We start from the raw sequence: 21,199 nt of genomic DNA, 5'->3' as shown, positions 1-21,199 counted from the left end.
AGACGATGGACGGCAAGACCCTCGCACGCATCGGCGCAGTCGTCTTCGTGGCCCTCGCGGTCACGGCGACCGCGATCGACATGAACCGCAGCGATACCGGTCCGGAAACGGCCACAGAGAAGCTGCCGTCCATCGTCCGCCACGATCCGTTGGATGACCAGCTTGCCCGCTGTTCGCAGGCAGACGAAGCAGGTGCCCGTGATCCAGGGTGCCTCAAGGCGTGGGCAGATAACCGACGTCGTTTCCTCGGGACAGCACCTGGTCCGTTTTCTTCCGACCGGCCGGAGGTCCGCTGATCATGGGCGGCACCGGCGTCATCGACCATTTCCTCGAGGTCTTCACCCGCTACATCGATGGAGGCTTCGGGCTTCTGCATGGCGAAGTCGCATTCATTGCAACGACGCTGGTGGTCATCGACGTCACGCTCGCCGCGCTGTTTTGGTCGTGGGGCGCCGACGACGACATCATGGCCCGCCTCATCAAGAAGACGCTGTTCGTGGGCATGTTCGCCTACATCATCGGCAACTGGAACAACCTTGCCCGCATCGTCTTCGAAAGCTTTGCCGGGCTTGGCCTGAAAGCGAGCGGGACAGGGTTCAGCACTGCCGATCTCCTGCGCCCGGGCAAGGTTGCGCAGACGGGCCTCGATGCCGGGCGACCGCTGCTCGACTCCATCTCCAATCTGATGGGCTACTGGTCCTTCTTCGAGAACTTCATCCAGATCGCCTGCATGCTCTTCGCCTGGGCGCTCGTGCTGCTTGCCTTCTTTGTGCTCGCAATCCAGTTGTTCGTCACCCTGATCGAGTTCAAGCTAACCACGCTGGCGGGCTTCGTCCTCATTCCCTTCGGGCTCTTCGGCAAGAGCGCCTTCATGGCCGAGCGGGTGCTCGGCAACGTCATCTCGTCGGGCATCAAAGTCCTCGTGCTTGCCGTCATCATCGGCATCGGCTCGACGCTCTTTTCCGAATTCACCGCAGGCTTCGGCGGCGCGACGCCTTCGATCGACGATGCCATGGCCATCGTCCTTGCTGCCTTGTCGCTGCTTGGCCTCGGCATCTTCGGCCCGGGCATCGCCAATGGCATCGTATCGGGCGGGCCGCAGCTTGGCGCAGGCGCCGCGGTGGGGACTGGCCTTGCCGCTGGCGGCATGGCCGTCGCCGGGGCAGCGGCGGTCGGTGCCGTCGCATCTGGCGGGGCAGCATTGGCCGGCGGTGCCGCCGCCGCGGCTCGTGGCGGCGCTACGCTCGCGGGCGGCGCGTCGACTGCCTACAGTCTTGGAGCAGCCGGACAGTCTGGCATGGCAGGCGTGGCGTCGGGCGTGAGCAATGTCGCCAGCACCGGCGTGCAAGCCGCCGTCTCACCCTTGAAGCGCGCGGCATCAAGGGCCGCTGACAGCCTCAAGTCGAGCTACCAGTCCGGTGCCCGCGCAGCGGCAGAGATCGCTGGCGGCACGGCTGAAGCCGAACCTGGAGGAGCCGCCGCAGCGCCAGCCGCTGCCGAGGGCCAGCCCGCTTGGGCCAAGCAAATGAAGCGCAATCAGCAGCTCTCCCAAGGTGTCCAGGTCGCCGCGCACGCCGTCAAATCGGGCGACAGCCATGGCGGCGGCGCATCCATCAACCTCTCAGAAAGCGACTGACCATGCGCCACTTCAAACGACCCTCGACCCATTACGGCAAATCGCCCGAGCCCGAGACACCCTACCAACGCGCCGGCCAGATCTGGGATGACCGTATCGGCTCGGCCCGCGTCCAGGCGCGTAACTGGCGGCTCATGGCGTTCGGGGCGCTCACCTTGTCGGGTGGCCTGTCCGCAGCGCTGGTCTGGCAGACCGCCAGCGGCTCGATCGTGCCCTGGGTGGTGCAGGTCGACCATCTGGGCCAGGCCCAGGCCGTCGCTCCCGCGACCGCCGACTATCAGCCGACCGATCCGCAAATTGCGTTCTATCTCGCGCGCTTCATCGAGCAGGTCCGCAGCATTCCGGCAGATCCCATCATCGTGCGCCAGAACTGGCTGCGCGCCTACGACTTCACCACGCAGGCCGGGGCGCTCGCCTTGGGCGACTATGCCCGTGCCAACGATCCCTTTGCCAAGGTCGGCAAGACCCAAGTCGCGATCGACGTCTCCAGTGTGATCCGCGCTTCGCCGACCTCGTTCCGCGTCGCCTGGGTCCAGCGCACCTATCAGGACGGTGCGCTCGCTGCGACCGAGCGCTGGACCGCGATCCTCACCATCGCCGTGCAGCCGCCCCGCGATCCCGAGAAACTCCGGGCCAATCCGCTCGGCATCTACGTCAACGCCATCAACTGGTCGAAGGAGCTTGGACAATGACACCCGCCCTCCGCAAAGTCGCCACCCGGAGCGCGCGCTTCCCGGCTTTTATCAGCACCGCCATTCCGGCCATGCGCAAATCTGCGCTGCCTCTGCTGCTTTGCACGTCTACGCTCAGCGGCTGCGCGACGGTGCAGAAGCCGCCTGCGATCAATTTCGATGATGCGCCCGCCGCCGTGCAGGCCCTCGATCCGCCAGCACCGGTCCAGGTTGTCGAAGTGCCGAAGATCTTGGCTCTGCCCGGACAGCTGAAGCCGCTAGGCAAGGACAGCGGGGCAACCCCAGATTTGCCTGATCCTGCCTCCCGCGTGAACGCCGCCAATGCCGCAGCACGCATGCAGCCGGTCCGGAACGGCTTCATCAACGCCATCCAGATCTACCCGTTCGTCGATGGGGCGCTTTACCAGGTCTATACCGCGCCCGGACAGATCACCGATATCAGCCTTCAGCCGGGCGAGCAGCTCGTCGGCTCCGGCCCGGTCGCTGCCGGCGATACGGTTCGCTGGATCATTGGTGACACCGAAAGTGGCGTCGGCGCATCGCGGCAGGTCCACATCCTTGTCAAACCGACCCGCGCATCGCTCATGACCAACCTCGTCATCAACACTACCTCGCGCACCTATCACATCGAACTGCGGTCCACCGACAAGACCTATATGGCGTCGGTCTCGTGGCAGTATCCGCAAGACCAGCTCATTGCCCTCCATCGCCAGAATGCCGAGGCAAGGGCCGCCGAGCCCGTCGCGTCGGGCATCGATCTCACCCGCGTCAATTTCCGTTACCAGGTGTCGGGCGACCGTGCGCCGTGGAAGCCCCTGCGCGCCTTTGACGATGGTCGCCAGGTGTTCATCGAGTTTCCCCGCGGCGTGGCCCAAGGCGAAATGCCGCCCATCTTCGTCGTCGGGCCGGAAGGCAGCACCTCAGAACTGGTGAACTACCGGGTCCGGGCGAACTACATGATCGTCGACCGCCTCTTTGCGGCTGCGGAACTGCGCCTTGGATCCGGGAAAAGCCAGCAGCGGGTCCGGATTTCCCGCACCGACGGGAGGCCGGCATCGTGAGCGACGAACGCGGTCCGGGAAGGGAAGAAGGTAGGACGCCGCAGAGCGGTGTCCGGGCGGATGCGGAAGATGGAGACGGCGCGCTGCCGCTCGTTGGCGAGCCGGTGGCCCGCATGCGGCTGCGGCCCGAACCGCCGCGCGTGACCCGCCTGTCGCGCAAAGTGCTGGCCGGGTTCGGTATCGCAGCGGGGCTCGGCATCGGCGGCGCGCTGATCTACGCACTTCAGGTCCAGCACGGCGGCAAGGCGAGCGAGGAACTATACGCAACGGACGGCCGCAGCGCACCTGACGGGCTGGCTGGGCTTCCCAAGGACTACGGCGCCGTCCCCCGCCTCGGCCCGCCACTCCCGGGTGATCTCGGCCGCCCGATTCTCAGTGCGCAGAACAACGGTCAGCCCGTCCCCGTGCCCGGGATGGCAGCGCCGGTTCCCGCGCCTGCCGCTCCCGATCCAGAAGTGCAGCGTCGTCGTCAGGAACTGGAGGCTGCGCGAACAGCCCGTCTGTTCTCGGCCTCCCAGGCCGTCTCGGGAAATGCCTCATCCATCCCGCCGCCCGGCGCGGCGGCAACCGATCTGGCTGGGCTCGGTCTCGCGCCGCAGTCCGCCACGCCTTCGGCGCAGGACCGGCAACTCGCCTTCCTCGGGCAAACGCCCGACAAGCGCACTTTGGCGCCGGACCGGATCACAGCACCGGCATCGCCCAATGTGCTTCAGGCGGGGGCCGTCATTCCTGCTGCGCTGATCACCGGCATCCGCTCCGACGTGCCCGGCCAGATCACCGCGCAGGTTACCCAGAATGTCTATGACAGCCCCACCGGCCGGATCTTGCTCGTGCCTCAGGGGACGCGGATCGTTGGCCAGTATGACAGCGGCGTCGGCTTCGGTCAGCGGCGGGTTTTGCTGGTCTGGAACCGGCTCATCATGCCCGATGGCCGCTCGATCGTCCTCGAGCGGCAGCCCGGTGCGAATGCTGAGGGCTATGCGGGCCTGGAAGATGGCGTCGATTTCCACTGGAGCGAGATGTTCAAGGCCGCGGCGCTTTCGACGCTGCTTTCAGTGGGGGCCGAGGCAGGAACCAACCAGAGCGAGAACAGCCTGTTGCAGGCGCTGCGCTCGGGGGCCTCGAACAGCATCAGCCAGACCGGCCAGCAAATCGTGAGCCGCCAGCTTGGCATTGCGCCCACTCTGACCGTCAGACCGGGATTCCCGGTCCGGGTGATGGTGACGCGCGACCTTGTGCTGGAACCTTACGGAGGCTGAGATGGCAAAGCTGAAACTTGGGCCGATCGTAGACGACAAGCCAGTCAAGGTCACACTCGAGCTGCCGGCAGACCTGCACCGCGATCTTGTCGCCTATGCAGCGATACTTGGCCGCGAGGCGGGAAATGCGAGTGCAGATCCGATCCGTTTGATCGTTCCCATGCTCGAGCGCTTCGTCGCTTCGGATCGGGGCTTTGCCAAAGCCAGGCGCGAAGCCCGACGTAGTGTAGAAGACTGACCTGCTGCGTGGCAGGATCATCGTTACGTAGTCAAAGCGTCCTGCCGAACGTCATCCTCCTTTTCCGGGAACAGGAAGCTGAAGGCCGGTTGTTCGGCAACGCTTGTCATCGACCGCGCCAGGTTCAGTAGCCCCGCAAGCGCGGGGTTCTCGTTGCTACTCGACCAGACCGCGCAGAACGGCAGGATCTCGTCCTCGATCGGTCGGAAGACGACGCCCGGGAAATGCGCAGCTGTAGTGGCTTCGCTTGTTACCGTGAGCCCGCGTCCCAACGCCACGAGCCGCATGAGATTATCGCGGCCGACCGCATGTTGGTGGATTTCGGGATGCCGGCCAAGATCGGCGAGCCGCTGCACCAGATAATCGTGAATCTCTTCCCCAGGCGCCGCCTCGCTGACGATGAAAGCCTCGTGTGCGAGAACACTGAATTGCACCTTTGGATCGCCAGCACGCGGATGATTGGATGGCAGTACCGCGAAGATGCGCTCGGACCATAGCTGCTGGCTGGCAAAACCAGGCCATTCAGCAGCACCTGTTATGAAGGCAATATCCAACTGTTGCTGACGGATGGCGGCGAGATGTTCCGACGGATTGCCGTCGATGAACGTAAGTTTGATGGCAGCGTGGCGCTCACAAAAGGCCTGAACCAGATCAGAGAGAAACCCAGACGCCAAAGATGAGAAGATCCCAATTTGCAGATGCCCATCCTCACCGCGACCGATTGCGGAGACCTCAGCCTTTGCCAAGCCGATCTCAGACAAAGCCTTGCGGCTGCGCTGGACAAACTGCTTTCCAGCTTGGGTCAGCTTCACGCCGCCTGGGGACCGGATAAATAGCGCCGTCCCAAGACGCTCTTCAAGCTCACGGATGCGGCGGCTCACCGCGGACTCTTGTACGCCGAGGGCGACGGCAGCGCGCCGAAAGCTGCCGTGATCCACTGCGGCAACGACATAGTTGAGGTGACGAACCTGTATTGGCAAAATCCTATCGCCCTTACGTACCAAGTGGCTCTCTCGCTGCATTTATCCAATGCAGACGCGAGCCCACTTTGCGCCCCGCTCTCGATGTTCTGCCGCGAAAGGCGGAGAAAATGGGGCTCAACAACACGCCCGCGGGAATTCGCCAGGGCCACGCCCTCATCACGTGGTGGATATGGCTACCCGACAGCTACGATGATTAGTCGTAGTGGACCTCCAATCCTTACAGCGGCGGCGTACTTTTTTTCGCAGGCCTGATCGAGCTTCGGCAGTGGCAGGGGTCTGCTAAAAAGCAGTGTTGAACGATCATTCCAGACAAACTAAATGGACTTTCATGCCATGGGAAAAGCGATTCGATATTGATGAGACGCTGACGCGTGCGATGCAGACCTTCTGGTCGCATGGCTATGAAGCGACATCGATGCAGGACCTGGTCAATGCGACCGGTGTAAACCGGGCGAGCCTATACGCCACCTATGGCGACAAGCGCGAACTCTTCCTGAGCGCGCTCAAGAAATACGATGGCGAAATCAGGCGCCGGACACTGGCCGACCTGGCCGCCAGCCATTCGGCGGCCAATGCCATTCGCGCCATCTTCGACAAGTTCATCGATCAGACCCGTGCCCCGGACGGGAACTGGGGCTGCTTCCTGGTTAACACCGCGCTGGAACTTGCCGCGCATGACTCGGAATTGGCCGAACTGGTCAACGTCGCGCAGGACGAGATCGAAGCTTTCTTTCGCGGGATGATCCGCAAGGGGCAAACCAGCGGAGAATTCAACTCGCAAGACGATGCAGGCGTACTTGCTCATCAGGCGCTTGCCGCGTTGCTCGGCATGCTGGTCATGATCCGTAGCAGGCCCAACGCGGAGTATCTCCACGCGGTCCGCGACGGTGTCTTGAAATCGCTTGAGTGAGGTTTCCTCCCTTTTTGGCCAGTTTGGAATGATCGTTCAACGCGGTGGAAGGAGTGCAAATCCATGACGCTGGTTCAGACCAAGGGAATGCGCGGATGTCTGTCGCTCGATCAGAACAGGAATTGATCCGCCATGTCACCGACGCGGCGCTGTCGGTCGAGGGCGAAGGACGCCCCTCGGTCACCTGGGTCACGATCGAGGATGTCGCGCCCGGCCCATGGGGCGTCGGTGGCAAGCCCGATTCCGAAGATGACCTGCGCGCAATGGCGCAGAAATCCGCCGCCTGAATTCAATACAGCCAGAAGGAAACCGACAATGACGGATGTCTACAAAACAAGCCTGCCTGCCCGCACGGTGGACGATCCGGACCCCGCCTTCAGTGCGCCGCTCAAGGCCGTGAAGGCCGGCATGGGCATGGTGCCCAACATGTACGCCGGGATGGTCAACCTGCCCGCGCTGCTTGAGACGTACAACTTCGGCTATGGCAAGTTCCGCGCCGAAGGCGGTTTCAACCCGGTCGAGCAGGAGGTAGTCTATCTGACGATCAGCCGCTTCCACGAATGCCGCTACTGTATCGCGGCCCACAGCTTCGTCGGAGACATGATGTCGAAAGTGCCGGCCGAAGTTACCGATGCCATCCGCGCGGACGAGCCCATCGCCGATGCCAAGCTTCAGGCATTGCGCATCTTCACCCACACGATGGTCGAAAGCCGTGGTAACCCCTTACCTGCCGAGGCAGAAGCATTCCTCGCGGCGGGATACTCCGAAACCCATATACTCGCCATCATCCTCGCAATCAGCACCAAGGTGATTTCGAACTACAGCAATCACATCCAGCATACTGACCTGGATGCCGCATTTGCCGGGCGGGCGTGGTCGCCTGCTGCCTGAATACGCACCGATTGAGTGCGTCAGGTAGTTAGCCGCCCGGGTGCGTCCCCCGATCTCCGCAAGAGAACGGGGGACGCACAAGCATCTCGTCGGAATGCTTCCGCCTCACCGTGAATCTGCCTCGATGCTGTAACTTCCACATCAAGTGAAACGAATTGCCAGTTGGTCGGCAATGCCCCCTGCCGGCCGTGGCCGCGTCACTCCCATTGCCCCCGGGAGGGCGCGGCCCCCTTTTTTGGTCGAACCAGAAATTTCACCTGTTCGTCGAAAAATATCCGCTCCGTGTAACCAACGCGATCCGCCGACCGAACAATGGTTGGAGGGCAAGACCGTGTGCCGCTGCACGCTGTCATCGCCGACCCAAACAGAGACTGGCCGGCCGGGCCATTCTCTTCTGTCCGACATGGGGCGCGGTCCGACGGAAACAGCACTTGAGCGCCCTGACCGACGGAGGGGGGAGAATCCCATGAAGAAAGCCAGATTGGCATCGATGCTCGCGGTAATGGGGGGGCTGACGATCGCCACGTCCGCCTGTTCAAAGCAAACGGAAAGACAGGCAGAACCGCCAACGGGTGCCGCCCTGGCGGATCAAGCCGCAACCGGTGCCGCAGCCAAGCCTTGCACGGCCGCATCGTGCGCAGCGTCAAGCTGCTCCCCCAAGCCGTGTGCCGCCAAGAAGTGCGGGGCGAAGCCCTGCGCTCCCAGGGGCTGCGCGGCAAAACCCTGCGCCGCCAAGCCATAATCGCGGTCATCGCGCATCCGTGACGAGCACCACTTTGAATACCCAAATCAGAAGGATTCTATCATGAAGAACCGTAAACTCGCTTCGCTGCTTGCCGTAGCTGGCGGTCTCGCTGTTGCTGCCGGCGTTCCTTCGGCACCGGCCTTTGCACAATGCGCTGGCCGTTCCGCGGCCCGTTGTGGTGCCAAGGGCTGTGCCGGTGCTCCCTGCGCAGGCAAGCGGTGCGCTGCAGCGGGCTGTGCGGCAAAGCCTTGTGCTGCCGCCCGCTGCGCGGCAAAGCCCTGCGCGGCAAAACCACATCATATGCATCATCGCACACACCGTCACCACAACTGATCGCCACCGACAGGTGAATTGCCTCTGAGGGTCCGGCCCCGAGTGGACCGGGAGGCTGGACATCTGACCGGCGACAGGGACAACCTGTCGCCGGTCACGGTCAATCAGGGGATTGTCCGCATGAGTGGGAGCCCGCACGGGTGAAGAAAGTTGAGGCGGCCCGAATCGTCACCGATATGATCGTCCGCATGGCAAGCGAGGGGCGCCCGCTGATGACACGCGTGCTGCCTGCTACGGACGCTATCTGCTGGGAGCATTATCCAGACGACGATGCGCGTGATCGCGAGACACGGTCGCGCTGGTATTACCATGTCCATGCACCTGGTGATCGCGATCCGGCCGAGCATGGGCATTTTCACCTGTTCCTGCACCGGACGCAGATGGACGAGGGTGCCGAAATCATAGCCGCCCCTGCCGAAGGCGATGATGCTCCGGCCCTTGTTGCCCACATCGCGGGCTTGTCGATCGATCGCCAAGGCATCCCCATCACGTGGTTTGCGACCAATCGCTGGGTGACCGATGAATTCATGCACCCGGCTGAAGTGCTGATCGCGCACCTCGATCGCTTCAATGTCGACCACACCGACGAGGATGATGCGGTAAACCGGTTCCTGACCGCCATGGTTGCGCTTTACCGGGATGAACTCGGCCAACTTCTGCGCGAGCGCGACGCAGCTCTTGCTTGCCTTCAGAAGGTCGCTGGTCCTGAGTCGATCTACGAGTCAGGGAATGCCGTTCTTGCCTCCCTAGCGATTGACATTGACGACAAGATCGAAAGCCTCGGAATCCTTTGATCGTTTCGTGGCCTCAATCTTGCGGGACTAGGCCCCCAGCGCTTGGCCAACTTGCTATAGTACCACTCGGCGCGATGCGGATCGTCCGACTTGCACCCATCCGCGCCATGCGCGCTTGCAGTTCAGCCGGGTTGTCTTCCAGTGGATTGGATTTGATTCCTGCCCCTTCGACAATCCGGTTCATGAGACATCAGCTAGTTGATGATTTCTGCCAGTGACGGAAAGATGTTCATGGCCGACCTCCTTCAGCGGAATTGCTCCCATGCAGTCAGACTGCGCTGGATCACGGTCACCACGCAGGCTGCGGCAAAGATGATTGCAATCATGCTGAAATGTGCGGGCCAGAGGCACATCAGAACGAACGCGGCGATCGTCTCGGTCCCTTCAGCGAGCCCCGTATTATAGAAGAAGCTCTTGCGGCCATGCGCCGTGGTTTCCAGTCCGCGCTTGGCGGCCATGGTTGCAAAGGCGAGGAAACTGGTGCCGGTGAGGGCAAAGGTGGCTAGCAGCAGTACTGCGGGCAGATGGTTCGCATCCGTCGCAAAGGCGAAGCCGACCGGAACGGCCACGTAAAAGAAGAAATCCGCAACGATATCAAGATAGCCCCCGAAATCGGTGAGCCCTGTCGCGCGCGCAACAGCGCCATCAAGCCCGTCGAGCAGACGATTGGCGATGATCAGGGCGAGCCCTGCCAGCATATGGCCCTGCGCAATGGCAATACCTGCCGCCAGACCGAGGCCGATGCCCGCCAATGTGACCGCATTTGCGCCAATCCCGAGCCCGGCGAAAACGCGGCCGATCCGGTTGAGCATGGGATCGATCAGCGGGCGAAGTTTGGCGTCCAGCATCGTCAGACCGGGGTAACCAGGCCGATGACCGCGCCGCACATGGCCGAGGCGAGGTTGCCGGCGATCCAGCTCTTCATGCCAAGCTGCGCCGCCTCGCGCCGCCTGTTCGGGGCCAGCGTACTGATCGTCGTCACCAGCAGGCCGACACTGGCAAGGTTGGCGACACTGCATAGCGCATAGGTGACGATCAACTGGCTGCGTGCGCTGAACGTACCAAGCGGCACTTTGGCGAATTCGAGATAGGCGACATATTCGTTCAGGATGGTCTTGGTGCCCATCAGCGACCCGGCGGCGGGCGCCTCGCCCCACGGCACGCCAATTGCCCACATGGCCGGAGCGAACAGCCATCCGAAGGTGCGCTTGAGCGTGATCGGCTGGCCATCAACCAAGGGCAGGTTGGCGAGGATCTGGTCGCTCAGATTGACCAGCGCGAAGATCACGATGATGATCCCGATCACGGCGAGGACCAATTGCACGCCTTCCATCGTGCCGCGCAGGATCGCATCCATGGTGCCGTCGTAATGCACTTCGGGTTCTACTTCAGCGCTGTCGGGCTCGTCGGCATTCCCGGGCACCATCATCCGTGCGATAAGGATGGCGGCCGGCAGAGAGAGGAACGAAGCCACGATCATGTGCCCCACGGCATCGGGCAGGATCGGCGACAGCGTGGTCGCATAGAGCACCAGCAGCGCGCCCGAAATGTTTGCCATCGACAGCACCATCACGGCGAAAAGTTCGGCGCGCGACATGGTGGCGCAATAGGTCCGCACGATCAGCGGCGCCTCGACCACGCCGAGGAAGATATTGGCGCCCGCATTGAGCCCGACCACGCCCGTCACGCCCAAAGTGCGGCGCAAGACCCAGGACAATCCGTTCACCGTCCAGCGCAGGATGCCCCAGTGCCAGAACAGCGCGGTGAGCGCGGAAAAGACAATGATCAGCGGCAGGATCTGGAAGGCGATCACCGTTGGCGGTTCGACTCCCGGCTTGAGCGCAAACGGCAGTGCGGCCCCGCCCAGATAGCCGAACATGTAGCTCGATCCGGCCAATGTCGCCTTCTCGATCGCCTCGACCCCGTGATTGATCACACCCACGGCGCGCCAGACCACCGGCACGCGCACAAAGGCCAGCGCCATGCCGATCTGCATCGCCAGCGCGCCCGCAATCCATTTGCCGCCCGGCATGGCCTTGCGGTTTTCCGAAAAGGCCCAGGCGGTCAGCAGGATCAGCGCAAGGCCGATCAGCCCCTGTGCCTGTTGTAGTATGTGCATGTCCACCACGGTCAGAACTTGTAGGAAGCGCCGAACTGGAATTCGCGCGGTGGCCCGGAATTGCGCTGCACATAGGGTGCGCTACCGCCAAACTGGATCTGGTTGGACGTGGTCGCGGCATTGGCGAAGCCTGACCAGTTGTTCGTATTGAACACATTGAAAATGTCAGCGCTCACCTCAAACCGCCCGCCAAGCATCGGCAAAGCGTAGCGCAGGCCGATATCGACGGTTTTCGACCAGGGCAGGCGCCCTGAATTGCGCGTCGCCCCCGGGTATCGGTCCGAGCTGCCGACGTAACTCACCCCGAAGGATTGCCCCAGACCGCTCAGGTCCTGGGTTCCGAAGATGCTGGCATCGGGAATCAGATTCACCGGCTGGCCGGACTGGAACAGTCCGGCAACAGAGACGGTCATCCCCGCGATGGGGTAGAGATAGCCCACCGCAGAGATGACATGGCGGCGGTCATTCACCGATGGCCCCCAGTCCGAACTGCCGTTGCTGGCGGCCAGATAATTGAGATCGTCGGTGTTGTTGGTGAGCTTGGAGAGGGTGTAGGACAGCCGGAAAGCATAGAAATCCCCACCGCGCGCCTTGTTGATCTGAAGGATGACCGCCCGATAGATTGATTGCCCTGAGGTGTCGGAGATGCTGATATCGGTGGCCCCGCCGGGCACTAGCGCCACCGGCCGGGAGGCATCCGCAGCCGCCTGCGAGCGAACCAGCCCGAGCGCCTGCGCCAGAGCCTGCCGGGAAGTGTCATCTGGCTGGGATTGGAGCAGGGCAATATTGGCGGCGGTCAGATTGGCAAGGTTGGGCGAAAATGGTGCCGGCGCGTTGAGGTCGCGCAGCCGCACCAGATTGTAGCTGTGGCTGTAGATGACATCCGCACTCAGCGTGATCGTGCTGCTCGCCTGGAACTGGTATCCGCCGCTTATCTGGACGCTGTAAGGGTCTTGATAGCCATGCGGGTTCAGGATCCGGATCTCGCTGCTGGTCGCCGTGCCGCGCAGCGCCTGCACCTGCGCCGGCGTCGGGCAGGCCGACACCGAGGAACAGGCGGGATTGACAGCGAGGTTGCCGGCAAAGGTCAGGTCCTGGAGATTGACGTTCGAGGGGATAATACCCTTGGCCTGCAATTGCTCGAGTTGCGATAGGAACCCCGCTGAATTCGAATTGCGCTGCAAGGCATCCGAAATCACCGTATAGGGGATCTTGCCGTAAAACAGCCCGGTGCCAAACCGCAAGGAGGAGCGGGCATCGGGCCGGTAATTGACCGCAACGCGCGGGGCGAAATTGTCGTGCTGGCCATGCCCAGTTCCCTTGGCGGTCAGCGAATCATAATCCCAGCGCAAGCCGGCTGTGACCGTGAGTTTTGGACTCAGATGCCACTCGTCTTCGGCGTAGAAGCCCAGTTGCGTCTGGCTGGTGCCGAAGGCTTGCGGACGCAATTCCACCGAATAATCGATCACGGTCGGGTTGAGAGCCAGAACCTGACTGGCCCCCAGATTGAGGCCTGCTTCTTGCGCCTGCAGCGTCGTGATCTGCGCAGGCGTCAGCCTGACCGTGTAATTGCCAGCCGCATTTCCGCCACCAAATAGACTGAAGTGCGAGGTCATGATGTCGGCGCCGACGCTGATACGGTGATTGCCAAAACGCCGCCCAAGGCGCTGGGTTGTTTGCCAGGTTTGTTCGAGATCGTTGAAAGCATAGCCAGGACTGCCCACCGTCCCGATCGTTAGGCCGGTCTGGTCCTCGATGGCTACCTGGGGGCCGGCTGGGCCCTTGGGTTTTGCATAGTTCCAGCGGAACCGGCTGTACTGCACTGTACCGTCATAGTTCCATTCATCCCCCGCATAGTGGGCGCTGGCTGCGATATTGGTCGAATAGCGATCTTGAGTTGAGCCAGCGCTCGGGAACGTGTTGTTTCCGGCGCCAATATCGCCGCCGGGTCGGTCAACCGTGACGTGGCCGAAATTGGCGCGCAGGCTGAGTGTCCAATCGTCAGTCAGTCGGTGCTCCAACCGCAGAGAACCGAGATAGAACCGGTTCTCGCCGGTGACATTGGCCACGGTGCCCAGTGTCGGGGCGTCGACGACTTGTACATTGTGGTCGCGCGTAGCTTCGAAATTGGCGTAGAAGAAAGTCTTGTCCCGCACGATCGGGCCGCCCACGCTGAACCCGCCCTGATAGCGCTGAAAGCTGCCGCCGACCGGATTGCCAGTCAGGTCGCGCCCGGGGAATGGCGATGTCGCGTCAAGCGGCCTGCCGGGGCGGATCAGCGCATAAACCTCGCCATGGTAGTCATTGCCTCCCGCTGGCGAAGTGTAGTTCACGATGCCGTTGGCGGTGCGTCCGTAAGCGACTGAGTAACTGTTGGCGAGAACGGTGACCTCGCGTGTGAATCCCAATGGTACGGGAAACCTCGGCCCGCCGAGGAAATTCTCGTTGTTGTCGAGCCCATCAATTAGATAGTTCGTGTAGAGGCCATTCGCACCGTTGATCGACACGACCGGCGCTTCAGGGAAAAAGCCAGTCGAGGGCACAACATTGGGAAGCCGAATGAGCGAACCGATAACATCGCGCCCCTCGATCGGCAGCGCCACCAATTCCTCTCGCTTGAGCGAAGCAGAGACTTCGGCATTGACGGTATTGATGCCGGTGATTCCGCGCACGCCGGTCACAACAATCGAGCCTGTGCCTGCCGGTGAGAGCCGCAAGGTCACACTGCTGGCAAAGTTCGAGCGCAGAGCAACCGTTGCGGGAGCGGACGCGCTGTACTGGTCCGAACTGGCGGTGGAAATCTGGTAGTCCCCAGCCGTCGACAGGCCATCGAGCCGCACCAGCCCTTGTGCATTGCTGCGCAGGCTCCGCTTGTAGCCGATGCCGGGGTTTTCGACCGTGATTTCGGCATTGGCGACAGGTCTACCGGTTTCGGCATCGACCAGGGCAATCTCGATACCGGCCTGCTGGGCATGTGCCGGAGCCGCAATTGAGATGGCGACCGCCGCGATGGCACTTCCGGCGAATGAGCGGTGGAACAAGGGCAAGGAAAATCTCCGGAACCAGAAATTCGACAAGGGACAAAATTTTTAAGGTTCGCCGTTTGTCGAAAGTCCGCGCAGATCCTTACAGCAGCGGTCCGGATTTCATCGCGCCGCTTGCGCCATGTAACCTTGGCGCTCCGCGCCGCGAATAGTGTCAGGATGCCTAGTGAGAAGCCTTGATGCCGGGACCGCGTCATTTTTTGACGGTTCTGTCGCTTGCACTCGCGCTGCCGCTCGGCGCACGCGCCGAAAGCGCAAGTTCGCTGCAATCGGCCTTTCCTCGAGTCGACGTCAAAACGGGCACAGCTCCGATCCCCTTCGACGATTCTGCGTTTGCGAGATCACAGGCAGAAGGACTGGCTGTCGTCGTGGAGACTTACGCGCCGTGGTGCCTTTCATGCAGAATCCAGTCGCCGATCCTTGAGCGGCTACGCTCACAGGAACAGTTCAGGAATATAGTGATCCTTAGGATCGGAGAGAAAACGCCGAACGCGGTGTGGAAGCGGTTCAAACTGCACGGGTACGGCACGTTGGTTGTGTTCAAGGGCACCAGTGAGGTCGCACGCGGCGCGCCGACCAATGAAGCCGCGCTTTTCGAGCTATTGCGGAGTGCGACTTGAGGCCCGTTTCGGCCTCCCGGCCTCGGCGCGTGTAACCAGGCTCCCAAATCTCCCGAATAGACTGAAGGGAGCAATCACTTGGAGGTGCCTGATATGAAGATTGCCGCAATCGTTAACCGCAATGGGCGTCAGTTCGAGACAGTGACCGAAATGACGTCAATGTCGGAAGCGGCCGATGTGATGCATCGCCTGTCGATCGGGTCAGTCGGCGTGGCAGATGGAAACACATCTGCGATCATCGGGCTCCTTACACAGCACGAACTGACGGCGGCCATCGCCCAGCATGGTCCGCATGCTCTGAAAGCCCCAGTGACGGCCTTCATGCGCAACCCGGTTCCGACCTGCTATTGCGAGGACAATGCTGCCGACGTCATGCGGACTATGACCAGGGAGCGTTGCCGGCATGCCGTGGTGAGAAGCATGCTTGGAGCCGTAGCGGGCCTTGTGTCGCTCGGGGACCTGGTTGCTGCCTTGCTCGAGGAAGCTCAGCTCGAAGCTGGTGTTCTGCGTGACATGGCGCGCTCGCATCTCCTTGCTTTGCCGGGCTGAATATGGGGCTGCTGTCCGCAATCGGCTGTCTGCTGGCGGACTGGAGCTGGGTAAATGCTGGTGCGGAATAGGTATGCCAGTTCGATGGCGGCAAGCGCAGGCAATGCAAAGGCAAGAGCAAAGAAGGCCATGATCGGCCTTTTCATTCGATAGTCTCCTCCGACCAGCTGGCTCGGCTGGGCAGCCCACTCGGTTGTTCGTTCAGGTGGTCCCAAAAGTTCCAGTTCCGGGTCTTGAGCAAACGTTGGACGAGAGGGGCCGGGCAGTCGGCACCGGGCAGCACGCGTGCCTCAGGCTGGAATGCGATCAGACCGCTGCGCCGTGCGAACCCGGCATGTCCGGCTTTGCGTTATGCCGATCCCTACCGGTCAATCGATCATTTTTTCGGCTGCCACTTTTGAATGCGGTCGTTGAAGAAGTCGGCGACGAACACACTGCCATCCTCTGCCACCGCCACCGCTATCGGGTGATCGAATTGACCTGCGTTTGCGCCCTTCGTGCCAAAGCTCGTGAGAAATGTGCCGTCGGCTGCGAACTTCTGGACGCGGTGGTTGTAGAAGTCGGAGACGAACAAATTGCCCTGAGGGTCGAGCGCAATCGCGGTCGCCGTGGTGAACCAGCCGTTGAACGGACCGTAAATGCCGCGCGCGAGCGGACCGCCCCATTTGCGCAAAAAAGCGCCGTCGGGATTGAACACCTCAATCCGGTTGCCATAGCCATCGGCCACATAGATGTTGCCCATTCGGTCAAGCGCCACATCGGTTGGATAAGTGAAGCTGCCGTCCGCGTGACTCTTCTGGCCGGTGCTGCCCCACTGGCGCACAAATGCGCCGTCCGCCCTCAGCTTCTGAACCCGCTGCCCGTAGAAGTCGGCGACATAGAGTTCGCCGTTCTTACCGACACCAACCCCGCCCGGCGCACTGAACTGTCCCGGGCCGTCGCCCGAGCTACCGATAGTGCGTTTGGGCGTGCCATTCAGGTCGAACACCTGGATGCGATCGTTGAAATATTCGGGCACATAGAGCTCGCCATCGTGGATTGTCAGGTTCATCGGCCGGCCAAGCTCGCCGGACTTGTCACCCGGCTTGCCGAACACCCGTTTGAAATTGCCATCGGAGCCGAAGACCTGAATGCGACCGTTGCGCGAGTCCGCCACGAACACCTCGCCATTGGCAACGGTGATCCCCGTCGGGTCATTGAATTGACCTGGGCCGGCGCCCTTGCTGCCCCAGGCTTTGACGAATACGTACGGCGGCTCCTTCGCCGAGGGGACAAAAGCGATCCAGCCCACCGCGGCCAGGACCGCGAGGCAGACGACGAAAAGCCAGAGGATTTTGAGCGCTGTGCGCGCTTTGATCATGGCCATCAGAAATTCACCCTGAATCCGGCGCGCACCGCATAATTATCTTTCAGTGCCGTGCCGTTCAGATCCTGAACGACGGGTAGCTGCACGATGGCCTCGACCACCCATTTTTTTGTAACGTATTGGAGACCAGGCGAGAGCAACAGCTTCGTGCCGCCGGAGTCTGGATCGCTGACACCAGCAATCTCATTCTTAGCCTGATGCGAGAGGTTCGTCTCGATGACGCCATTGAGGAAGCCGGGCACGCCGCCAGTTAGTTTACGCGGCCACAAACGATACTGCATGGAAGCATCGGCCTCGAATTCGTCGCCGAACTTGAAGCCGCTAGCCCGCGTATTGGCCTTGTAACTAAGTTGGCCGTCGATTTCGTAATTGAGCGTCTGCCAGGTCGCGATCACGCCGCCTAACGGGTCCCAGGAACCCGAGCCGGATTGCAACGGTGGGGGCAGACGCCCCAGACGGTCCCGGTCGTCGGCATCGCCCGTGGGCATCTTGACCCCGACGAACGGCGCAATACGAATACTTCTGCCGGGCAAGTTTTTCTGAAAAATTGTGTAGCGGGCGAAGACCTGCGCATCGCCGATGCCGTTTGTGCGGCGGGTGATGCGCTGGCCGCTCGGCATCGTGAGTTCAATTTGCTTGTCGAGCCAGGGTAGCATGCCGAAGATCGCCAGGTCGCTGGTAACGCCGTAACCGAGCACCGAGACGCCGCCGAGAATTTCAAGATTCCCGTCAGCGGGGCTCGGATCGTCGTTGGCCTTGATCGCAAGCAACTGCTCGCGGAAGATGAAATCCCCTTCCGCGACGGGTAGCGCGCTGTTGAACGTCTCCGGCGCAGCACGAGCATCCGATGAGCTGCCGATCACCATCGCGACCAGTATGAAGCCGAGAGCAAGACTGTACAGATGCCTCACGATGACGCCCGGTGCTTCATTGGCCGCTGCCCGTTGTGAGCGGCCTAATTTCCTTCAAGGTAAAGCCAGCGGCCTTGACGGCCCTTTCCGCCGTCGCTCGATCGAGCCTCGTGCCATCCTTCATGGTCACCGTGACAGTTCCTGCCCTGATATTCGTCTCGACACGCTCTACGCCCACGATTGCGGTCAACTTCTTCTCGATGCCATAGGCGCAGAAGGGACAGGAAAGACCGGCGACTTCAATCTGGTAGCTCGGACCGGCGGCCAGCGCGGCACTCGCCATTGATGCCAAAGCCAGAATGCCCAGCACGCAGCGCGACAGGGTTTTCATGCTCGTGCTCTCCAATCCTGCAAGGACAATGCGCACCTTACCTGTAAGGCTGGTAAAGTCGTTTCATCCGACCTGCTCATCGGTTGTCGCTTGCATCCATAGTGAGAGCCGCAACTGCGCCAGCGGCACCCGCGCGTCATCATGCGGTCCCGCGGATCGGATATTGGCTGCCCTGAATATATCTGAGACCGCCCAATACCCCTTCAAGGTCGGGCCGGGCGAAGGGTGCATTGGATATGTCAATCACCTGTATCCGCCCTTCGGGAGTAAGAACAAACAGGCCGGGCTCCGGGAACGGCTGGTCTGTTTCCTGCGGCGATCGAGGCTTGGAAATAAAGAGACCGAGCGATCGCATCTGCTCCAGCGTGAGGCCGTATCCAACGGGGAAGCGCCACCCCTCAGCCGCAACCTGGCCTTCGGCCTTGTCTTGGGAATCGGCGGAAAGTGCAACGACCTCAGTCCCGATCTCGCGGAATTTGTCGAACAATCCTTCGAGGCGATTGAGGTATTTCCGGCATATCGGACAATGTCTGCCGCGGTAGACAACCACCATTTGCCACCCTGAAGGATCACCGAGCTTGATTTCGCCGCCGCCCGCTTTGGCGACGCTGAATTTCGGCATGAGTGCCCCTGCTTGCAGCTTTTGGGACTGATCCATTGATTCTTCTCCAGCATCTGGCCCGTCATCCGCATCGCTTATCTTTGCCTGGGACAAAGCCTTGAACTACTTATCCAGCGCAGCAGGACAGTTTGGCGACATCCTTATCGAACGTCTGCGCAGCCAGTTTCAGGCCCTCCACCGTTGTCAGATAAGGGAAAATCGTCGCACCAAGGTCTGCGGCGCTCATGCCGTGCTTGATCGCCAGCACAAGAGTTTGAATCGAATCGGCGCCTTCGGGGGCCATGATCTGCCCGCCGAGCAAGCGATCGCTCGCCTTGTCGGCAACCAGCTTGATCAGCCCGCGCGTATCGCGTGCCGCCAGTGCGCGCGGAACGGCATCGAGCGGGAGAAGCGATACCTTCACATCCAGCCCTTGCGCCCGCGCAGCCGTTTCGGTCAGGCCGACGCTGGCGACCTGCGGATCGGTGAAAACCACCACAGGCATCGCGGAATTGTCGTAGCGGTGGAGGTTGCCTTCGAGCGCATTGCGCGCGGCGAGCTTCGCGCCATAGGCAGCCATGTAGACGAACTGGTCGCGCCCGGTGACATCGCCAGCAGCGTAGATGCCCGGCTCGCCGGTTTCGAGATAATCATCAACGATGATCCCGCCGTGTGGGTCAAGCGCTACGCCGCGTCCCTCCAGCCCCAGTCCGTCGCTATTGGGCTGGCGCCCGGTGGCGATCAGCACTTGCTCTGCCGCGATGGTCGAGGACGGTGCGCTTCCGTCGCAAGTCAGTTCGACCCCGCCCGCGGTCTGCTCGATGCGCTGATAACGAACGCCCGCACAAACCCGGATTCCCTCGGCTTCGAGATAACCTCGCAACGCGGCGCTGACGTCCGGATCCAGCTCAGGAAGCAGGCGACTGCGGCAGCAGATGGTGATGGCAACCCCCAGGCGGGCGAACATCTGCCCCAGTTCGACGCCAATCACCCCGCCGCCAATCACCAGCAGCGATTTCGGCAGACGATCGAGCGCCAACGCCGAGGTGCTGGTAAGGAAGGCCACAGAGTCCAGCCCCGGGATAGGCGGCGCAGCCGCGCGTGCGCCCATCGCCAGAATGATCTTGTCGGCCGGCATCGGCGCATCGCCGACGATCAGCGCGCTATCGGCAAAGCGCGCCTTACCCTCGATATAGCTGACACCGGGGTAGGCGGGCAGCAGGTCGACATATTTCTTCTGGCGAAGGCCCGCGACCAGTTCATTCTTCGCTGCCGCGAGCTCGCGCCAGTCTTCAAGTGCGATGGTTCCGCCAAGCCCCGGGAACCTGCGCGCGGCAAGTCCGCCATGCACCGCCTCGGCGGCGCGGATCAGCGTCTTGGACGGAACGCAGCCAACATTGACGCAGGTGCCGCCAATCGTGCCATGCCCGACAAGCGCCACTTTCGCCCCAAGCTCGGCGGCGGTGATCGCGGCGGAAAAACCGGCGGAGCCAGCGCCGATGACGGCCACGTCAAATCCATCCCGCGTCGGCAGGGTGCAACAGTCGGTCATGTGGAATCCCTTACTTTGTTTTGGGTCGTTGCCGCACAACGGCAAAGATGGTGAGGCCAACGAAGAACACGAGCGCAGGCAACAGCACATAATCAAGATAGCCGGTGATCGCCGAAAGGCCGACTATCCCGGCCAACGCCACAAGCACCGGCGTGAAACAGCACAACGCTGCAAGTGCGGCACCGGTGACACCGACGCCGATAAGCGTCCGATCCTTCATCGCCTCAGCCCTTTATCGGGTGCGCCGGATAGCCCGCGCGGGTCGAAGCTTGCGCGATGGCGGCGATTGTTGTCCTGGATGGATCGAACGCGACCGTGGCAGTCTTGGCATTAAAATCGACCGCGACGGAATTCACGCCCGCCACGCCTTCCATCGCCTTCTTCACGGTTACTGGGCAGAGCGCGCAGGTCATGTTTTCGATGGCGAGGGTGGTCTGACGCTGCACTGTAGCGGAAGCTGCAGGACGATTCTGCGCCTTGCCGCCAATCGCATAGGCAACGCCGCCGCCGGTCATTGCCAGCACGGCGAGGCCGGTGAGGATGGTCTTCTTCATGACTGTATCC

General features: G+C 61.9%; 23 protein-coding genes. 12 read left to right on the top strand and 11 right to left on the bottom strand.

The window, feature by feature from the left end; all coding sequences use genetic code 11:
- Window positions 1–5: 5 nt before the first annotated feature.
- The 6 genes from trbK-alt (at window position 6) to K426_RS03520 (ending at window position 4,886) form a co-directional block, all read left to right on the top strand.
- Window positions 6–296: a putative entry exclusion protein TrbK-alt gene (gene trbK-alt / locus K426_RS03545; RefSeq protein ID WP_066553841.1), complete on the top strand. Its 291-nt coding sequence runs from the start codon at window positions 6–8 to the stop codon at window positions 294–296.
- Between the two features lie 2 nt (window positions 297–298).
- Complete coding sequence (trbL, locus tag K426_RS03540) at window positions 299–1,636, top strand: P-type conjugative transfer protein TrbL (RefSeq protein WP_066553839.1); 1,338 nt, start codon at window positions 299–301, stop codon at window positions 1,634–1,636.
- Window positions 1,637–1,638: 2 nt separating this feature from the next.
- The gene (trbF, locus tag K426_RS03535; RefSeq protein ID WP_066553837.1) at window positions 1,639–2,328 is read left to right on the top strand and encodes a conjugal transfer protein TrbF; all 690 of its coding nucleotides are present in this window, start codon (window positions 1,639–1,641) and stop codon (window positions 2,326–2,328) included.
- Window positions 2,325–3,389 carry a P-type conjugative transfer protein TrbG gene (gene trbG, locus K426_RS03530; protein WP_066553835.1) on the top strand — a complete coding sequence of 355 codons (1,065 nt, stop codon included), beginning with the start codon at window positions 2,325–2,327 and terminating at the stop codon, window positions 3,387–3,389. Before trbF ends, trbG begins: the two co-directional genes overlap by 4 nt.
- Before the next feature lie 113 nt (window positions 3,390–3,502).
- Window positions 3,503–4,648 carry a TrbI/VirB10 family protein gene (locus K426_RS03525; RefSeq protein WP_082748752.1) on the top strand — a complete coding sequence of 382 codons (1,146 nt, stop codon included), beginning with the start codon at window positions 3,503–3,505 and terminating at the stop codon, window positions 4,646–4,648.
- A 1-nt stretch (window position 4,649) separates the two neighbouring features.
- Complete coding sequence (locus K426_RS03520; protein ID WP_066553826.1) at window positions 4,650–4,886, top strand: DUF2274 domain-containing protein; 237 nt, start codon at window positions 4,650–4,652, stop codon at window positions 4,884–4,886.
- 23 nt (window positions 4,887–4,909) lie between these two features.
- Here K426_RS03520 and K426_RS03515 read toward each other — a convergent pair whose 3' ends face one another.
- Window positions 4,910–5,890: a LysR family transcriptional regulator gene (locus K426_RS03515; protein WP_237229923.1), complete on the bottom strand. Its 981-nt coding sequence runs from the start codon at window positions 5,888–5,890 to the stop codon at window positions 4,910–4,912.
- A gap of 271 nt (window positions 5,891–6,161) precedes the next feature.
- Here K426_RS03515 and K426_RS03510 point away from each other — a divergent pair, with 271 nt between their 5' ends.
- The 4 genes from K426_RS03510 to K426_RS03495 all read left to right on the top strand — a co-directional run bounded on the left by K426_RS03510 (window position 6,162) and on the right by K426_RS03495 (window position 9,542).
- Window positions 6,162–6,779, top strand: a complete 618-nt coding sequence (locus K426_RS03510) for a TetR/AcrR family transcriptional regulator (RefSeq protein ID WP_145907174.1) — start codon at window positions 6,162–6,164, stop codon at window positions 6,777–6,779.
- Between the two features lie 95 nt (window positions 6,780–6,874).
- The gene (locus K426_RS03505) at window positions 6,875–7,066 is read left to right on the top strand and encodes a tautomerase family protein (RefSeq protein WP_197672755.1); all 192 of its coding nucleotides are present in this window, start codon (window positions 6,875–6,877) and stop codon (window positions 7,064–7,066) included.
- Window positions 7,067–7,094: 28 nt separating this feature from the next.
- Complete coding sequence (locus K426_RS03500; protein WP_066553818.1) at window positions 7,095–7,670, top strand: carboxymuconolactone decarboxylase family protein; 576 nt, start codon at window positions 7,095–7,097, stop codon at window positions 7,668–7,670.
- Between the two features lie 1,218 nt (window positions 7,671–8,888).
- Entirely contained in the window at window positions 8,889–9,542 is a 654-nt protein-coding gene (locus tag K426_RS03495; RefSeq protein ID WP_066553816.1) for a DUF6969 family protein, read from the top strand.
- A gap of 245 nt (window positions 9,543–9,787) precedes the next feature.
- On the opposite strand, the gene K426_RS03490 is transcribed toward K426_RS03495, so the two are convergent.
- The 3 genes from K426_RS03490 to K426_RS03480 are packed head-to-tail and all read right to left on the bottom strand — an operon-like array spanning window position 9,788 to window position 14,708.
- A complete protein-coding gene (locus tag K426_RS03490) occupies window positions 9,788–10,354 on the bottom strand; it encodes a CDP-alcohol phosphatidyltransferase family protein (RefSeq protein ID WP_257721812.1) in 567 nt (188 codons plus the stop codon).
- A gap of 38 nt (window positions 10,355–10,392) precedes the next feature.
- Window positions 10,393–11,661, bottom strand: coding sequence for a NupC/NupG family nucleoside CNT transporter (locus K426_RS03485; RefSeq protein WP_066561312.1), 1,269 nt, complete (start codon window positions 11,659–11,661; stop codon window positions 10,393–10,395).
- 11 nt (window positions 11,662–11,672) lie between these two features.
- Entirely contained in the window at window positions 11,673–14,708 is a 3,036-nt protein-coding gene (locus K426_RS03480; RefSeq protein WP_066561310.1) for a TonB-dependent receptor domain-containing protein, read from the bottom strand.
- A gap of 176 nt (window positions 14,709–14,884) precedes the next feature.
- Between K426_RS03480 and K426_RS03475 the strand changes: the two genes are divergently transcribed.
- Both K426_RS03475 and K426_RS03470 read left to right on the top strand, forming a co-directional pair.
- Entirely contained in the window at window positions 14,885–15,325 is a 441-nt protein-coding gene (locus tag K426_RS03475) for a thioredoxin domain-containing protein (protein ID WP_082748401.1), read from the top strand.
- A gap of 93 nt (window positions 15,326–15,418) precedes the next feature.
- Window positions 15,419–15,874 carry a CBS domain-containing protein gene (locus K426_RS03470; RefSeq protein WP_066553807.1) on the top strand — a complete coding sequence of 152 codons (456 nt, stop codon included), beginning with the start codon at window positions 15,419–15,421 and terminating at the stop codon, window positions 15,872–15,874.
- A gap of 376 nt (window positions 15,875–16,250) precedes the next feature.
- Here the strand turns inward: K426_RS03470 and K426_RS03465 are convergent, their stop codons facing one another.
- The 7 genes from K426_RS03465 to K426_RS03435 all read right to left on the bottom strand — a co-directional run bounded on the left by K426_RS03465 (window position 16,251) and on the right by K426_RS03435 (window position 21,189).
- The gene (locus tag K426_RS03465; protein WP_197672754.1) at window positions 16,251–17,240 is read right to left on the bottom strand and encodes an NHL repeat-containing protein; all 990 of its coding nucleotides are present in this window, start codon (window positions 17,238–17,240) and stop codon (window positions 16,251–16,253) included.
- Window positions 17,240–18,151, bottom strand: a complete 912-nt coding sequence (locus tag K426_RS03460; RefSeq protein ID WP_197672753.1) for a transporter — start codon at window positions 18,149–18,151, stop codon at window positions 17,240–17,242. Before K426_RS03460 ends, K426_RS03465 begins: the two co-directional genes overlap by 1 nt.
- 16 nt (window positions 18,152–18,167) lie before the next feature.
- Entirely contained in the window at window positions 18,168–18,482 is a 315-nt protein-coding gene (locus tag K426_RS03455) for a heavy-metal-associated domain-containing protein (RefSeq protein WP_197672752.1), read from the bottom strand.
- A gap of 139 nt (window positions 18,483–18,621) precedes the next feature.
- Window positions 18,622–19,140, bottom strand: a complete 519-nt coding sequence (locus tag K426_RS03450) for a redoxin domain-containing protein (protein WP_066553802.1) — start codon at window positions 19,138–19,140, stop codon at window positions 18,622–18,624.
- 70 nt (window positions 19,141–19,210) lie between these two features.
- Window positions 19,211–20,635: a mercury(II) reductase gene (gene merA / locus K426_RS03445; RefSeq protein ID WP_066553795.1), complete on the bottom strand. Its 1,425-nt coding sequence runs from the start codon at window positions 20,633–20,635 to the stop codon at window positions 19,211–19,213.
- A gap of 10 nt (window positions 20,636–20,645) precedes the next feature.
- Entirely contained in the window at window positions 20,646–20,855 is a 210-nt protein-coding gene (merF, locus tag K426_RS03440) for a mercury resistance system transport protein MerF (protein WP_066553793.1), read from the bottom strand.
- A gap of 4 nt (window positions 20,856–20,859) precedes the next feature.
- Window positions 20,860–21,189, bottom strand: a complete 330-nt coding sequence (locus K426_RS03435; RefSeq protein ID WP_066553791.1) for a heavy-metal-associated domain-containing protein — start codon at window positions 21,187–21,189, stop codon at window positions 20,860–20,862.
- Window positions 21,190–21,199: the final 10 nt, after the last annotated feature.

Source organism: Sphingobium sp. TKS (assembly GCF_001563265.1).
GTDB lineage: Bacteria > Pseudomonadota > Alphaproteobacteria > Sphingomonadales > Sphingomonadaceae > Sphingobium.
This window is presented reverse-complemented; position numbering and strand designations above follow the sequence as displayed.

What these genes read in the sequence shown, in the direction of transcription:
- trbK-alt (WP_066553841.1), top strand. Translation starts at nt 6, where the DNA reads ATGGACGGCAAGACCCTCGCACGCATCGGCGCAGTCGTCTTCGTGGCC.
- trbL (WP_066553839.1), top strand. Translation starts at nt 299, where the DNA reads ATGGGCGGCACCGGCGTCATCGACCATTTCCTCGAGGTCTTCACCCGC.
- trbF (WP_066553837.1), top strand. Translation starts at nt 1,639, where the DNA reads ATGCGCCACTTCAAACGACCCTCGACCCATTACGGCAAATCGCCCGAG.
- trbG (WP_066553835.1), top strand. Translation starts at nt 2,325, where the DNA reads ATGACACCCGCCCTCCGCAAAGTCGCCACCCGGAGCGCGCGCTTCCCG.
- K426_RS03525 (WP_082748752.1), top strand. Translation starts at nt 3,503, where the DNA reads ATGCGGCTGCGGCCCGAACCGCCGCGCGTGACCCGCCTGTCGCGCAAA.
- K426_RS03520 (WP_066553826.1), top strand. Translation starts at nt 4,650, where the DNA reads ATGGCAAAGCTGAAACTTGGGCCGATCGTAGACGACAAGCCAGTCAAG.
- K426_RS03505 (WP_197672755.1), top strand. Translation starts at nt 6,875, where the DNA reads ATGTCTGTCGCTCGATCAGAACAGGAATTGATCCGCCATGTCACCGAC.
- K426_RS03500 (WP_066553818.1), top strand. Translation starts at nt 7,095, where the DNA reads ATGACGGATGTCTACAAAACAAGCCTGCCTGCCCGCACGGTGGACGAT.
- K426_RS03490 (WP_257721812.1), bottom strand. Translation starts at nt 10,354, where the DNA reads ATGCTCAACCGGATCGGCCGCGTTTTCGCCGGGCTCGGGATTGGCGCA.
- K426_RS03485 (WP_066561312.1), bottom strand. Translation starts at nt 11,661, where the DNA reads ATGCACATACTACAACAGGCACAGGGGCTGATCGGCCTTGCGCTGATC.
- K426_RS03475 (WP_082748401.1), top strand. Translation starts at nt 14,885, where the DNA reads ATGCCGGGACCGCGTCATTTTTTGACGGTTCTGTCGCTTGCACTCGCG.
- K426_RS03470 (WP_066553807.1), top strand. Translation starts at nt 15,419, where the DNA reads ATGAAGATTGCCGCAATCGTTAACCGCAATGGGCGTCAGTTCGAGACA.
- K426_RS03465 (WP_197672754.1), bottom strand. Translation starts at nt 17,240, where the DNA reads ATGGCCATGATCAAAGCGCGCACAGCGCTCAAAATCCTCTGGCTTTTC.
- K426_RS03455 (WP_197672752.1), bottom strand. Translation starts at nt 18,482, where the DNA reads ATGAAAACCCTGTCGCGCTGCGTGCTGGGCATTCTGGCTTTGGCATCA.
- K426_RS03450 (WP_066553802.1), bottom strand. Translation starts at nt 19,140, where the DNA reads ATGGATCAGTCCCAAAAGCTGCAAGCAGGGGCACTCATGCCGAAATTC.
- merA (WP_066553795.1), bottom strand. Translation starts at nt 20,635, where the DNA reads ATGACCGACTGTTGCACCCTGCCGACGCGGGATGGATTTGACGTGGCC.
- merF (WP_066553793.1), bottom strand. Translation starts at nt 20,855, where the DNA reads ATGAAGGATCGGACGCTTATCGGCGTCGGTGTCACCGGTGCCGCACTT.
- K426_RS03435 (WP_066553791.1), bottom strand. Translation starts at nt 21,189, where the DNA reads ATGAAGAAGACCATCCTCACCGGCCTCGCCGTGCTGGCAATGACCGGC.